This window comes from Streptococcus ovis DSM 16829 (assembly GCF_000380125.1).
In the GTDB taxonomy this organism is placed as follows: Bacteria; Bacillota; Bacilli; order Lactobacillales; family Streptococcaceae; genus Streptococcus; species Streptococcus ovis.
This window is the reverse complement of the sequence record NZ_KB904579.1, coordinates 51,286-65,861: the sequence shown is the minus strand read 5'-3', so window position 1 is coordinate 65,861 and position 14,576 is coordinate 51,286. Positions and strand designations below refer to the sequence as shown.

Below are 14,576 nucleotides of genomic sequence, written 5' to 3'. Positions count from 1 at the left end.
GGAATGAGTTTGTGAAGGTAGAATTAGTTGAGGCATCTATTGAGAAACAAGATATCGCTTATCAGCTGATACAGACTTTTTGGAAAGAACATAATGATGTGTTGCTGACGGATGACGAGGCTCTACTGGACTACCAAAATTGGACAAAGACAGGTCATGAGTTATGGCTAGTGAGGTTTGCTGGAGACTACATCGGATTTGCTCATTTGGGAAGTCGAGGTCAAAATATCGATTGGCTGGAAGACTTATTCATTCTTCCTCCGTTTCAGAATCAAGGAATAGGAAGTCAGGTGATTGCTCTGATAGAAGAGAGGGTGCAACAGTATTCAGAATCGCTATACATTGAAGTGGCTGCTCGGAATTTGAAAGCCTTAAAATTATATGAAAAGCTAGGTTTTAACTGTTTCAATACGCTGACGATTCGGAAAGATTTTGATGAAGCAGCTTTTGAGGCTGTAAGTGAGGAAGTAATAGCGGGTTTTCCTTTTGAAATCAGGAAAAGGAAGTAAAAATCACCCTTTTCTTTTTCTCTATGCTACAATAGAAAAAAGAAAGGAGAACATTATGTTTGATCAAAAAGCAGCAACCTATGATACAGAAGAAAAAGAAGTCGTTGCACAGACCATTCGGAAAGAATTGCTCCGCTATGTACAAGAAACAAATACGAAATTGGTAGACTTTGGTGGGGGGACAGGTTTAATTACGATTCCTTTGGCGAATCAATTTCAAGAAATTCTTATTTTAGACCAATCTCAAGGAATGTTGGCTCAGGCAGAGAAGAAGATATTGGCACAAGAATTGGAAAATGTCCGTTTGATACATGGGGATGAAAACAATTTACCTGCTGGGCCTGACATTATTTTTAGTTGTCAAGTATTGCACCATATTCATGATTTGAAGCCCACTTTGTTAAAAATGAAAACAGCGTTAAACTCAGAAGGGCAACTGATTATCGTAGATTTTATAAAAAATGAATCCTTAGCAGATCAGCATCACCATGGATTTGATGTAGAGGTATTGGAGAAACAAATTGCCGCACTTGGCTTTACAGATATTGAATCTAACATCATTTATGAGGATGATCATTTGTTTAGAAATCAGTATGCGCAACTGTTCTTATTACGTGCAGTAAAATCTGTTGATCATTAATGAAGCCAAAAGAGGTTTGGAGTCTCAAATCTCTTTTTTTGCTAGATTCTATCAGCGTTTCCTTTTGAAAAAAACATGAAAACAGTGTATAATATAAATGATATGCAGGTATCTGCAACGCAGTAATTCGACTTGTCAACCTATGAAAAACTAGGACACAAGGACCGTTTGTATGAAAATAAATCATAAAAGAGGAATAAAATGAGCGATATCAATATTATTGCTTTGGGTGGTGTCCGTGAGAATGGGAAAAATCTCTACATCGCCGAAGTGAAAGACAGTATTTTTGTCTTGGATGCAGGACTGAAATATCCTGAAAATGAACAGTTAGGTGTTGACGTCATTGTGCCAAACTTTGACTACCTAGAAGAGAACAAACATCGTGTAGCCGGTGTTTTCTTGAGTCATGGACACGCAGATGCAATAGGGGCCCTACCATATCTTTTGGAGAAGGTAGAAGTCCCTGTATTTGGCTCACATTTGACCATTGAGTTGGCGAAATTGGTCGTGAAAAACTATACGGCTACTAAAAAATTCAATGATTTTCATGTGATTAATGCCAAATCAGAAATTGATTTTGGTGACTCTGTTATTTCTTTCTTCAAGACAACTCACTCAATTCCAGAAAGTTTAGGAATTGTCATCAAGACGGATGAGGGAAATATTGTCTACACTGGTGATTTCAAATTTGACCAAGCAGCTGCTCCGTACTATAAGACAGATTTTGCCCGTTTAACAGAAATTGGTCGTGAGGGTGTTCTGGCGCTCTTGTCTGATTCTGCAAATGCGGATAGCCATGTGCAGGTCGCCAGTATGCATGAAGAGTCTGAAGAAATCCTCAACACTATTGCAGACTGGGATGGTCGGGTGATTGTGGCAGCAGTTGCAAGTAATATTGTCCGTATCCAGCAGATTTTTGATGCAGCAGAAGCAACAGGCCGTCGTGTAGTATTGACAGGACACGATGTGGAAAATATTGTCCGTACAGCTATTCAACTGAAGAAGCTTCGTTTAGCAAGTGAGCGACTGCTTATCAAGCCAAAAGAAATGCACAAATTTGAGGATCATGAACTCATCATTTTGGAAACAGGAAGGATGGGCGAACCCCTCAATGGTCTCCGTAAGATGTCTATCGGCCGTCATCGCTATGTCGAAATTAAAGATGGCGATTTGGTCTATATCGTGACAACCCCAACGGTTTCGAAAGAAGCAGTTGTTGCCAAAGTTGAAAATATGGTATATCAAGCAGGTGGAATCGTCAAATCCATTACGAAAAACTTACGGGTATCAGGTCATGGAAATGCGCGTGATTTGCAGCTCATGCTCAACATCCTACATCCCAAATTTCTCTTCCCGATTCAAGGAGAATACCGTCAGCTAGATGCTCATGCAAATGCAGCGCTTGAAATAGGGATGTTCCCTGAAAATATCTTCATTATCAAACGTGGCGATGTCATGAGTTATGAACAGGGCGAGTTTGTCCACAATGGATCGGTGCCTGCTGGGGATGTCATGATTGACGGAAATGCGATGGGGGATGTGGGCAACATTGTCCTTCGTGACCGTAAAATCTTGTCTGAAGATGGTATCTTCATAGTTGCCATTACTGTCAATCGTAAGGAAAAGAAGATTATTTCTAAGGCAAAAGTACACACACGTGGATTTGTTTATGTCAAGAAAAGTAAAGATATCCTGCGTGAATCAAGTGAATTGGTCAATAACACTGTCGAAAATTACTTCACAAAAGATACCTTTGACTGGGGTGAATTGAAGGGTGCTGTCCGTGATGATCTGTCTAAGTATCTTTACGAACAAACCAAACGCCGTCCGGCAGTATTGCCAGTGATTATGGAAGTCCGTTAATTATCTATAAAACAGCCCTTGTGGCTGTTTTTCTTGAAAGGAAGGAGTGGGAAATATGGCTACATTTGAAATTGAATATCAATCAGCGGTGCTGGATATGGTGCGTCGTGTATCTGTCCTCTATCCAGATGCAGCTGAGGTGACAGCAGAAGAAGCTGTGTCAACGGATATCCCCGTGTTGTATCTCTTGCACGGAATGGGTGGCAATGAAGATTCGTGGCGTAAACGAACAGCTATCGAGCGTCTTTTACGTCATACCAACTTAATTGTCGTAATGCCAACAACTGATTTGGGCTGGTACACCAATACGACTTATGGACTTGATTACTACGACGCAATCGCAAAAGAACTACCTGCGATTATGCAACGCTTCTTTCCTAATATGACCAAAAAACGTGAAAAAACCTTTATTGCAGGTCTTTCTATGGGTGGTTATGGCGCCTTTAAAATTGCCCTGTCCACCAATCAATACAGTTGGGCAGGGTCATTTTCAGGTGCCATTGGCATTGGAATGGATGAGCAGGATTTGACGCGTGCAACGGGTGTAGAAGCGCCTTATTGGACAGGTGTTTTTGGTGATGTCAGTCAACTAACTACTTCTAAGCATGTTCTGACGAATCTTGTGAAAGACCACGATAAGAAAACTAAATTCTACGCTTGGTGTGGCGAAGAGGATTTTCTCTATCAAGCCAACCAAGTCGCAGTAGAGCAGTTTCAGCAAGCAGCTCTTGATTTGACCTATGCGCATGCACCAGGCAAGCATGAATGGTACTACTGGGAAAAGCAATTAGAAGTTTTCTTAGAAATGTTGCCGATTGATTATGTGAAAGAGGAAAGGTTGTCTTAATGGAAATTCGGAAAGCAGATATGGTTGATACCAAGGCTCATATTCAGCACTTTTTTGACCAGTATGATGAACACATGTTGGGGCATCCATTAGAAGTTGAGAAGCATTCGGATCAACTGGTTTTGCAGGCAGTAGAAAATGAAAAGGTCCTTGGTGGATTGATTGCCAAAAAGTTTTTTGACAGCATCCATCTGGCAGAATTGGCAGTAGATTTTAATCATCGAAAGGATGGTATCGGCTCTCGATTGATGGAAGAGATGGAGAAATGGGCGATAGAACAAAACGTCCATGTCATCACGATTTCAACAGAATCTTACCAAGCGCAGGCCTTTTATGAAAAATTTGGCTATCGTGAATTTGGACGATTGAAAGATATGCCTTTTAAGGGAGTTGAAAAGATTTATATGGTGAAATATCTTTCGTGATGAAAATCTGTTATTAGTAAGTTAGGCAGGGAAGTTTCCCTGCCATTTTTGCAAAATTTTGATAGAATAGAATCATGATTATATTAAGCGGAAACAAGATTGAGCGCTCTTTTTCAGGAGAAGTGCTCTTTGATAATATCAATATTCAGGTGGATGAGCGAGATCGGATTGCCCTTGTTGGACGCAACGGTGCTGGCAAATCTACTCTCTTGAAAATTTTGGTTGGAGAAGAGGCAGCAACGACTGGTGAGGTTAGTACCAAGCGCGATTTGACCTTGTCTTATCTAGCTCAGGATAGTCGTTTTGAGTCGGAAAATACCATCTACGATGAAATGCTCCATGTCTTTGATGATTTGCGTAAGGACGAAGCGCGTCTGCGTGCGATGGAAATGCAGATGGCAGAGCTTACAGGTAGCGACCTAGAGAAATTGATGGCAGACTACGACCGCTTGTCAGAGGAGTTTCGCCAGCAGGGTGGTTTTACCTATGAGAGCGATATTCGAGCGATTTTAAATGGTTTCAAATTTGATGAATCCATGTGGCAGATGACGATTTCTTCCCTCTCTGGTGGGCAAAATACGCGTTTGGCATTAGCGAAGATGTTGCTGGAAAAACCCGAACTTTTGGTCTTGGATGAGCCGACCAACCATCTGGATATTGAGACCATTGCTTGGTTGGAAAACTATTTGGTTAACTACCAAGGGGCTCTCATTATCGTCAGTCACGACCGTTATTTCTTGGACAAGGTGGCAACGGTAACCCTTGATTTGACAACTCATTCGCTAGACCGTTATGTCGGAAATTATTCTAAATTCATGGATTTGAAGGCGGAAAAATTGGCGACGGAGATGAAGAATTATGACAAGCAACAAAAGGAAATTGCCAAGTTAGAAGATTTTGTTAATCGTAATATCGTTCGAGCTTCCACAACCAAACGAGCGCAGGCTAGACGAAAGCAACTGGAAAAAATGGAACGCCTAGACAAACCGCAGGCAGGACAAAAATCCGCCAATATGACCTTTCAGGCGGACAAGGTATCTGGGAATGTCGTGTTGACAGTAGAAGAAGCAGCTATCGGCTATGATGGGCAAGTCCTGTCTCAGCCTGTTTCCTTAGATATGAAAAAGTTTGATGCCATTGCTATTGTAGGGCCAAATGGGATTGGTAAATCTACTCTTCTCAAATCCATTATCGGTCAAATTCCCTTTATCAAGGGGGAGGCGACCTATGGCGCCAATGTCGAGGTAGGTTATTATGACCAAACGCAGTCCAATCTAACTCCGACCAATACTGTCTTAGATGAGCTGTGGAATGATTTTTCAACAACACCTGAGGTAGAAATTCGTAACCGTCTGGGAGCCTTTCTCTTTTCAGGAGACGATGTCAAAAAGTCTGTTGCTATGCTATCAGGAGGTGAGCGTGCTCGTTTGCTCCTTGCCAAACTCTCCATGCAAAACAATAATTTCTTGATTTTGGATGAGCCGACCAACCACTTGGATATTGATAGCAAGGAAGTGCTAGAAAATGCCCTGATTGACTTTGATGGAACGCTGCTCTTTGTCAGTCACGACCGTTATTTTATCAACCGTGTCGCGACCAAGGTGCTGGAAATCTCAGAAACAGGCTCCACTCTTTATTTAGGTGACTATGATTATTACATTACCAAAAAGGCAGAGCTGGAAGAATTAGCTCGCCTGAAGGAAGCTGAAGCCACTCCTCAATCTATTTCATCAGTAGAAAAGGACCTTTCTAATTATCAAAAACAAAAGGAAAACCAGAAAGAACTTCGCAAACTGACTCGACGCATTGAGCAGATTGAGGCAGAGTTGGAGACAATTGAAGCGCGTGAAGCTGTTCTTCATGAAGAGATGGGGCAGACCAACGATGCAAGTATTCTGATGGACTTGCAAAAAGAACTGGATGCCCTCACTCATCAGCAGGAAATCTTGATGGAAGAATGGGAAATGTTAAGTGAACAAGTAGAAGGATAAAAAAAGAAGTCTAGACAAATGTCCAATGTCATTAAGTTAACCTCATCCTTCATCAAACAACCTATTTCTAAACTTGTATATTGGTGCATATTCTGGGATAGGTTGTGCTTTTTATCGCATTTTGGCCGCACAAAAGGAAGGTTTTTCCCCCATTTTTCATTAATTATGGTACTCTATAAGTGAAACTTACTGGACTTTGGTTTTTTATCTTGCTTGGAAATGTTCGATTGGGTCGAACAATGGATAAATGCTTGGCTATGTAGGTGTTCAATTTGGAGGAAGCAAGGATACCTCTGAGAAATTTTTGACAGGCATAAACAGCGTCTGAAAAGTTGATTTTATAAGCTTTTTTCGCCTTTGATTGTTTAATGGTAACGTGTGAGATGAGCCATTTACAAAAGTTAAAATTGATAAAACGTGCATAGATTTCTTGGAGAATCCCTTCCTTCTTTTTGGCATGAAAATGAGTCAGCCCCACACTGTATTTAAGGTCACGAAAACTGGTCTCTATGCCCCATCTGCTGGCATAGAGGTCTTTTAATTTTTCCACGGAATCATCTGTATTCGTAACTAAGGTTTCATAGCAACCAGGTTGGATTTCCAGTCGTACCATACGAAATGTTAGCTCATAAAAGCTGATGGGTTCCGCTTTTCGACTAGAGCTCGGCAAGAAATCAAAAGGGGAGTGATGCGTTAAATAGTGATATTGGTTGGGAAAGTCTCGATAGTTTTGCTTCATCTCCTGGGTTTGTTTCCGACAGAGTTTGAGGTTGAAATGTTCATCAAAACAAGGCGTGTCAGGCAGGTTCAAACCTGATTTGATGGAGGCATTTCCATCCCGAATTCGAATGACATACAACCAATTTTTCTCTTGGCAATGGGCCATGACATTGTAAGATTCATAGCCTCTATCCATGATGACAAGTGCTCGTGCGAAAGGGAGAATTCTCCATCATGTCAATGAAAGCAGCACGTTCATCATGATCGACCTTGTCTTGAATCCGTAGGTCACAATAAACACCGTTTTCTAAATCGTAAAGTGCATTGATATGAGTCAAATTGTAAGGCGTACGATGTGACCCCGTTTGGATACAGGTCGTCTTATCACAGCGATTTCTAGGCAAAATGACATCACTGCCATCCACAGCTAAGATTGGCATAGGGTTAACAGTGGGGATTTTAGCAGTAAAATCTCTAAAAAGCCTTTCAAATGCTTGGAATTTAATCTGATAACGTCGTTGAACGAAAGCAGACTGAGAGACGGGCAAGTCCAAATCCAGCAGTTCTTTAGCTAAACTCTTGCCACCCAAGGCAAGGAGAGATTTCAATATCGTTTTCATGGTCAATGGGCTGTTTCGGCTGAAATCTTTTTCTGGTTGACGGACAAACTGGTTGGCATCTGAAACGCTGTCATCAATACTATTAAGCAAATGACTTTTAATTTGGTCAAACATGTTTTTCTCCTTTTATTTTTAGTCTAACATAGAAAAAAATCCCCTGCCACTCATAATTTGGAGTAGTAGGGGATTTAACTTAATGACATTGAGGAAACTCTCCCTTATTTTCCTAAGCAAAATTGGCTAAAGAGTTGGGTGATGAGTTCATCTGGTGCAGCTTCGCCAGTGATTTCTCCGAGGATTTCCCAGCACCGGGTCCTATCCACCTGAAGGAGATCGACCGGCATGCCAAGAGCAAGACCTGTATTGACTGCATCGAGGGCTTCGAGATCTTTTTCAATCAAGGAGATGTGGCGGCTGTTGGATAAATAGGTTGCATCTTGCTCAACTAAACCTGCATTGTCAAAGAAGAGCTGATTAATGCGATCTTCGATTTGGTCAATATTTTGATTCTTGAGAACTGAGATAGGGATGAAATCCTCTGGCAGTTCTTGGACTTCAATAGCTTGTGGAAGGTCGGTTTTGTTGAGGAGAATGATACCGTTGCTGTCTTGGCTGATGCTTAGGAGCTAGCAGTCTTGATTGGTCAGTTTTTCGGCACTGTTGAGGACCAGAAGGACTAAATCAGCTTCCTCAAGTGCTTTTTTTGAGCGCTCTACACCGATTTTTTCCACAATATCATCCGTTTCTCGAATACCAGCAGTATCAATCAGCTTAAGAGGGACACCTTTGATATTGACGTACTCTTCAATCACATCTCTAGTTGTTCCTGCGATATCTGTTACAATGGCCTTATCTTCTCTGAGGAGATTATTGAGCAAGCTTGACTTGCCAACGTTTGGACGACCTATAATGGCTGTAGACAGACCCTCACGGAGAATTTTGCTACGTTTGGCTGTGCGCAAAAGGTTGGACAAGAGATTGGCAAAATCTTGCGTCTTTTCCCTCAGGAGTTAGGTAGTCATCTCTTCCACGTCGTCGTATTCGGGTAGTCAATATTGACTTCGTTAAGATTTCCTGGCGTGTGTTGGTGATGAGAGACTTGAGGGAACCATCCAGTTGTTTAATGGCGACATTCATGGCCTTATCGGTTTTAGCTCGGATAATGTCCATAACAGCCTCTGCCTGGGTCAAGTCAACACGGCCATTGAGGAAAGCACGTTTGGTAAACTCCCCTGGTTCAGCCATGCGTGCGCCTTGGCGAAGGAGGAGTTGCAGGATTTCATTCGTCACAGCAATACCGCCGTGAGTATTGATTTCCACGACATTTTCCCGAGTAAAGGTGCGAGGAGCCAACATGACCGAGACCATGAATTCATCTAGGATCTTTTGAGTCTGAGGGCCAATGATATACCCATAGGTGAGAGTATGGCTGGCAACCGCTTCTAAATTTTTTCCCTGGAAGACACGGTTGGCAATGGCCAGAGCCTCCTTTCCGGATAAACGGACAATGTCGATAACCCCTTCTCCCAAAGGGGTTGCAATAGCAGTAATGGTATCAAATTCTTTGGTAATCATAAGTCTATTTTAGCGTAAAAGCGATTAGAAGCAAGAAAGGGAGTAATAAACTAGGATGCGCTTCAACCGAAAAAGTAACCTCGGAAGTTGACTTAGAGTGAGGGTCTTGCTTAACTCTATGGTATAATAGCTCTATGAAGATTTTTAAGATGCCATTTGCAAGGGTGTATCCCTTGTATCTCAAAAAGGTTGAGCGTAAAGGGCGGTCTAAGGAAGAAGTAGATGCCCTGATTTTTTGGTTGACCGGCTATGATGAAACCAGTTTAGAAAAGGTATTAGAGAAACAACTCTCAATGGCTGATTTTTTCGAGCAGGCACCAGCTTTTAATCCTAAGGCCGATCTGATCAAGGGAACTACCTGTGGTGTACGTGTTGAAGCAATCGAAGATCCCTTGATGCAAAAAATCCGCTATCTGGATAAAATAATCGATGAACTAGCACGAGGGAAACATCTGGATAAGATAAGGAGGGTTTGATGGGACACAGTGAACAGAAAAAACCTGTGAGTTATGAAGAGTGTCTAGATTGGATCCACGGAAAATTAAAGTTTGGTATCAAACCAGGACTCAGACGTGTCGAATGGATATTGGAGCAATTGGACAATCCTCAAGATAAAATCAAGGGCATCCATATTGTAGGGACTAATGGCAAAGGGTCTACAGTGGCTAATCTCCAGCATATCTTAACAGCTAGTGGCTATAAGGTCGGCTCCTTTACATCGCCTTACATCGTTGAGTTTAGGGAGAGAATCTCTGTTGATGGCCAGATGATTAGTCAGTTTGCTTTGATGGAGTTGGTGGATTGGGTCTATCCAATTGTAGAAGCTCTGCCGAAGGCGACAGGTTTTGAACCTGCGACAGAGTTTGAAGTGATTACGGTCATGATGTTCTTGTATTTTGCGGAGATTGAGCCTGTTGATGTCGTTTTAGTTGAAGCGGGTCTCGGTGGGCGACTAGATTCGACCAATGTTTTTAGGCCGCTGTTGAGCATTTGTCCGTCTATCGGCTTGGATCATCAACCGATTCTTGGCGATACACATGCGGCAATTGCTCGTGAAAAAGCAGGAGTCATCAAATCAGCTGTTCCCTTTTTGTTTGCCAGTGACCGTCAGGATGTGACTGCTGTTTTTGAAGAGGTTTGTCAGTCTGTTGGAGCTCCCCTTTATCAGGAAGGTGTAGATTTTTCTCTTGAGGCCGGGAATTACAAAGATAAGGAAGGCAATCATTTGTCAGGAATTGTTCCAGGTCTTCCTGGACGCCATCAAATCGTCAATGCCAGCCTCGCGATTAAAGCCTGTTTCTTACTAATGAAGAATTTTTCAAAACTCACAACGCAAACGATCAAGACAGGTTTGGCAACAAGTTCCTGGGTCGGGCGAACCGAACGTATAACGGACAATCTGATGTTAGATGGAGCCCACAATAATGAGTCTGTCAAAGCGCTTTGTGACTTACTCAGAGACCACTATGGCGATAAGCAGATTTCTATTTTGGTGGCTGCCATTGCTGGAAAACCGATTGATGCTATGTTAGACCAGCTACAAGAAGTCGGGAAAGTAACGGTAACGACTTTTGATTATCCGACAGCGCTTGCTCTGTCAGATTACCCTTCGCAGCTGCCAAGAGTAGGTGATTTTAGGCAATGGCTGGCGCAGATTGAGCCCGCATCGTCAGGTATCTTTTATGTGGTGACAGGCTCTTTATACTTTATCTCGCAGGTCCGTAGAGATTTAATGAAAAAACACTATTCAGAAAAAATTTGAGGAAAATATGACAAAGACAGAACAAGTTGAAGCTGCAGTCCGCCAGCTTTTACAAGCTTTAGGAGAAAACCCTGATCGCGAGGGACTCCTAGATACTCCTAAACGGGTTGCCAAAATGTATCAAGAGATGTGGACTGGTCTGGATAAGGACCCTAAGGATGAATTCACCGCTGTTTTTTCAGAAGGCCATGAAGAAGTGGTCTTGGTTAAAGATATCCCGTTTTATTCCATGTGCGAACATCATCTGGTTCCCTTTTATGGCGTAGCCCATGTTGCTTATCTGCCAAGCAAGGGGCGGGTGACTGGGCTTAGCAAATTAGCCAGAGCTGTTGAAGTTGCTAGCAAACGTCCTCAGCTACAGGAACGTTTAACAGCTCAAGTTGCGACAGCTTTGGAAGAAGCCTTGGCTCCTGAAGGGGTCTTTGTGATGGTAGAAGCAGAGCACCTGTGCATGACCATGCGAGGTATCAAAAAACCTGGAGCAAAGACGGTCACTACTGTGGCCAAAGGCATTTTTAAGGAAGATGTCAACCAAAGACGGGAAATTTTAGACATGATCCAAAGGGGGTAGTATGGGCATTCGAATTCACGAACTAGCAAATCGGGTAAGTATTATGGGAATCCTGAATGTGACGCCAGATTCTTTCTCAGACGGAGGAAACTATGTCGAACTGGATAAGGCCCTGGCGCAGGTTGAGCAAATGCTGACAGAGGGGGCACTTGTCATTGATGTTGGCGGAGAATCTACAAGACCTGGTGCTACCTTTGTCTCCGTTGAGGAAGAGATTGCTCGTGTCGTACCTATTATCAAGGCCATCAAGGAACGTTTTGATTGCTTAGTATCAATCGATAGCTACAAGACAGAAACGGTGCGGGCTGCTCTAGAGGCGGGAGCAGATATCATCAACGATGTCTGGGCAGGGCTCTACGATGGACAAATGTTGCATTTAGCAGCAACATACGATGTCCCCATTATCCTCATGCATAATCAGACGGAAGAAATCTATGAAGATATTACAGCAGAAGTGTGTGATTTTCTATCAGCGCGCGCTCAGGCCGCTTTAGATGCGGGAGTTAAGGCGGATAAGATTTGGTTGGACCCAGGCTTTGGTTTTGCTAAGAATCCTCAGCACAACATTGATCTCCTTAAAGGATTGGATCAAGTTTGCAAGCTAGGGTATCCTGTTTTATTTGGGATTTCTAGGAAGCGGGTGGTTGACCATTTACTAGGTGGAGGAAATAGTCCTTTAGATCGTGATCAGGCAACGGCAACCCTATCTGCTTATGCTATAGCTAAGGGATGTCAGATGGTCCGGGTTCACAATGTTGCAGCCAATCGTGATGTGGTCAATCTCCTAGAACAGTTGAGGTGAAGATGGATAAGATTTTTTTAAAAGAGTGTCGGTTTTATGGTTATCATGGTGCCCTTGCTGAGGAGCAAGTGCTGGGACAGATTTTTGTAGTGGATTGCGAGCTAGAAGTTGACTTACTGGCTGCTAGTCTATCGGATCAGTTATCTGATACGGTTCACTATGGCATGGTATTTGAAACCATAAAAGAACGGGTGGAAAACGAAAAATACCAATTAATAGAGCGCTTGGCTGGTGCTATTTGTCAGGATATCTTTGACCATTACCCAACAGTGATGGGAATCACTCTAACAATTAAAAAGGAAAATCCGCCGATCTCTGGTCACTATGCACATGTCGGAATCACCTTGGAGCGTCACAGATGAGTCAGGTATTCTTAAGTTTAGGTAGCAATATGGGCAACCGAGCCAGTTATTTAGACCAGGCGGTTCAAGGGCTCAAACAGTTACCAGCCACTCAATTGCTAGCCATTTCGCCTATATATGAAACCAACGCTTGGGGGAAAACAGATCAGGCAGACTTTCTCAATCTTTGCCTAGCCATTGACACAGATCTTTCACCACAGGACTTGTTGCATCATACCCAGGCTTTGGAATTATCGCTGGGCCGGGAACGCCATGAACATTGGGGACCTCGAACGGTTGATATTGATATCTTGCTCTATGGTCAAGACGTGGTGCAGGAGGAGAATCTGACGATTCCACATCCTCTGATGCAGGAGCGTGCCTTTGTCCTTGTTCCCTTGGCGGATATCGCTCCAACTTTTCAACATCCTATTTTTCTTAAAAGCATAGCAGAGCTGCTAGAGGCAGTGAATGCTGAAGGGGTTAGAGCTGTCAATCAATAAAGAAATCATTTCCGTGTAAATCAGGAGGCTGGGACATAGCCACAAGCATAGCCGTGTGACGAAATCTCATCAAATTTTTCGGGTGTGGTAATGTCTAGTAACATACTATCGTAAAATACCAAACTAGTATTATAAGCAATTTTGGCCAGGATAAAGATGAGTAGGAAGGTGAACCAGTGATGAAAGAAAGGCATCAGTGCACAAGATATGGTTCCAATAAAAACACTGATACTAAAAAAAGACTTTCTCTTGCCAGTTCTATCAGCCAGAGCTCCTATAATTGGACCAAGGAGTCCGACTACAACTGTAGATATGGTAATAGCGGAACCCCAGTAGGAAAAGTACTGGTCTGCACTCAGAGAATTTTCAGCTAATTGATTAAAGACTATAGGAATGACGCTAGTTGCAAATAGAATAAAAGCTGAATTTCCTACATCGTACAGAATCCATTGTTTTTCAAGAGATGTTAATTTAGTATTCATATAATTTCACTCCATTATAGTCATGATTAAAAAAATCAGATAAATCAGAATCTAAATAAATATAGTCTAATGCTTCTTGGATTACATTATAGGCATGATTCAGATCTTTTTCATAACACTGTTCTAAAAGAGGGTTGGAATGAGTAGCTTGTTTTAATGGTTTTAATCGCATGATTAAACCTCGGTAATTGGGATCATCTCCAATAAGCTTAACAATCTGTAATAATAATTTTTCTTTAGCGGGACTGGTTACATAGAAGAATCTTTTAACGTAACGGAAAAATCGAATGCCTCCCATAACAATTGCTTTGTCAGCTTTTTCATAGGAAGCATAAAAACTTGGAACAACTGCTTCATATTTGTCATCAGCTGGTAGGATGAGTTGGTTTAGCTTGAAGTGTAGAGGATCTTCTCCATCTTTTTCAAGAAAATAACGATCTAGTTCAGTTTCTATCACAATGTGGCTAAAATCTCCTGGTTCTACCAGTGCATTAACAGTTGGATGGACATGCACGTCTAAAATATAATGGCATAAGCTACCAATAAAATAAGCGACTTGTGGGTCATCTTTGGAGAGATGTTTTAGCCGATTAGCTTGACGGCTGATAAAATCAGCACCTCGAGAATCATGGATAATTGTTCCAGGGCTATTTGGCTTCATTAGTGCTTTCGGGTTAAAAAAGAATAAGTCAGGACCCTGTTGACCTAATAAATAAAGTTCTTTATGTTGCTCAAGGAAATTTTGCATGCTCCTAGGTAACTTTTCTAATAACTGACAACCAAAGCGGTTATGTGTATAGACACTAGCCATTAAGATCCCCTTTCTATTCTTGGTACATAGCCATTTTAATCTACTTTTATGGGATAAAAAACAACTGTTTGTAAAGCTTTTGTAAATTTTTAAAAAGTCGATTTTTTAGCGATA

Annotated in this window: 14 protein-coding genes and 2 pseudogenes; 12 read left to right on the top strand and 4 right to left on the bottom strand. The window is 42.0% G+C overall.

Translation table 11 applies throughout. From position 1 onward, the window contains the following. Positions 1-11: 11 nt before the first annotated feature. The 6 genes from A3I9_RS0106760 (at position 12) to A3I9_RS0106735 (ending at position 6,275) form a co-directional block, all read left to right on the top strand. Positions 12-509, top strand: coding sequence for a GNAT family N-acetyltransferase (locus A3I9_RS0106760; RefSeq protein WP_018378276.1), 498 nt, complete (start codon positions 12-14; stop codon positions 507-509). 55 nt (positions 510-564) lie between these two features. Continuing rightward, the gene (locus tag A3I9_RS0106755; RefSeq protein WP_018378275.1) at positions 565-1,149 is read left to right on the top strand and encodes a class I SAM-dependent methyltransferase; all 585 of its coding nucleotides are present in this window, start codon (positions 565-567) and stop codon (positions 1,147-1,149) included. Positions 1,150-1,350: 201 nt separating this feature from the next. Then, positions 1,351-3,012 carry a ribonuclease J gene (locus tag A3I9_RS0106750; protein ID WP_018378274.1) on the top strand — a complete coding sequence of 554 codons (1,662 nt, stop codon included), beginning with the start codon at positions 1,351-1,353 and terminating at the stop codon, positions 3,010-3,012. A gap of 55 nt (positions 3,013-3,067) precedes the next feature. Continuing rightward, positions 3,068-3,859, top strand: coding sequence for an alpha/beta hydrolase (locus A3I9_RS0106745; RefSeq protein WP_018378273.1), 792 nt, complete (start codon positions 3,068-3,070; stop codon positions 3,857-3,859). Continuing rightward, the gene (locus tag A3I9_RS12570) at positions 3,859-4,284 is read left to right on the top strand and encodes a GNAT family N-acetyltransferase (RefSeq protein WP_018378272.1); all 426 of its coding nucleotides are present in this window, start codon (positions 3,859-3,861) and stop codon (positions 4,282-4,284) included. The genes A3I9_RS0106745 and A3I9_RS12570 overlap by 1 nt, the downstream gene beginning before the upstream one ends. Positions 4,285-4,358: 74 nt before the next feature. Beyond that, a complete protein-coding gene (locus A3I9_RS0106735; RefSeq protein ID WP_018378271.1) occupies positions 4,359-6,275 on the top strand; it encodes an ABC-F family ATP-binding cassette domain-containing protein in 1,917 nt (638 codons plus the stop codon). Between the two features lie 163 nt (positions 6,276-6,438). On the opposite strand, the pseudogene A3I9_RS13195 reads toward A3I9_RS0106735, so the two are convergent. Together A3I9_RS13195 and mnmE are read right to left on the bottom strand one after the other, a co-directional pair. Further along, positions 6,439-7,729 (bottom strand): annotated as a pseudogene (locus A3I9_RS13195) (IS4 family transposase). A gap of 104 nt (positions 7,730-7,833) precedes the next feature. Next, positions 7,834-9,190: pseudogene (mnmE, locus tag A3I9_RS12560) on the bottom strand (tRNA uridine-5-carboxymethylaminomethyl(34) synthesis GTPase MnmE). Between the two features lie 149 nt (positions 9,191-9,339). Between mnmE and A3I9_RS0106715 the strand changes: the two are divergent. From A3I9_RS0106715 to folK, 6 genes are read left to right on the top strand one after another with little or no spacing between them, the layout of a single operon-like run. Then, positions 9,340-9,666 (top strand): DUF2200 domain-containing protein, encoded by a 327-nt coding sequence (locus tag A3I9_RS0106715; protein WP_018378267.1) that lies wholly within the window; start codon positions 9,340-9,342, stop codon positions 9,664-9,666. Positions 9,667-9,692: 26 nt separating this feature from the next. Next, positions 9,693-10,952, top strand: coding sequence for a bifunctional folylpolyglutamate synthase/dihydrofolate synthase (locus tag A3I9_RS0106710; protein WP_026217371.1), 1,260 nt, complete (start codon positions 9,693-9,695; stop codon positions 10,950-10,952). A gap of 7 nt (positions 10,953-10,959) precedes the next feature. Next, complete coding sequence (gene folE / locus A3I9_RS0106705) at positions 10,960-11,523, top strand: GTP cyclohydrolase I FolE (RefSeq protein WP_018378265.1); 564 nt, start codon at positions 10,960-10,962, stop codon at positions 11,521-11,523. Between the two features lies 1 nt (position 11,524). Beyond that, positions 11,525-12,325 carry a dihydropteroate synthase gene (gene folP, locus A3I9_RS0106700; protein WP_018378264.1) on the top strand — a complete coding sequence of 267 codons (801 nt, stop codon included), beginning with the start codon at positions 11,525-11,527 and terminating at the stop codon, positions 12,323-12,325. A gap of 2 nt (positions 12,326-12,327) precedes the next feature. Continuing rightward, positions 12,328-12,687, top strand: a complete 360-nt coding sequence (gene folB / locus A3I9_RS0106695) for a dihydroneopterin aldolase (RefSeq protein WP_018378263.1) — start codon at positions 12,328-12,330, stop codon at positions 12,685-12,687. Continuing rightward, entirely contained in the window at positions 12,684-13,169 is a 486-nt protein-coding gene (gene folK / locus A3I9_RS0106690) for a 2-amino-4-hydroxy-6-hydroxymethyldihydropteridine diphosphokinase (RefSeq protein WP_018378262.1), read from the top strand. The genes folB and folK overlap by 4 nt, the downstream gene beginning before the upstream one ends. Positions 13,170-13,189: 20 nt before the next feature. Here the strand turns inward: folK and A3I9_RS0106685 are convergent, their stop codons facing one another. Together A3I9_RS0106685 and A3I9_RS0106680 are read right to left on the bottom strand one after the other, a co-directional pair. Further along, positions 13,190-13,651, bottom strand: coding sequence for an MFS transporter (locus A3I9_RS0106685; protein ID WP_018378261.1), 462 nt, complete (start codon positions 13,649-13,651; stop codon positions 13,190-13,192). Next, a complete protein-coding gene (locus tag A3I9_RS0106680) occupies positions 13,641-14,462 on the bottom strand; it encodes a zinc dependent phospholipase C family protein (RefSeq protein WP_018378260.1) in 822 nt (273 codons plus the stop codon). The genes A3I9_RS0106685 and A3I9_RS0106680 overlap by 11 nt, the downstream gene beginning before the upstream one ends. Positions 14,463-14,576: the final 114 nt, after the last annotated feature.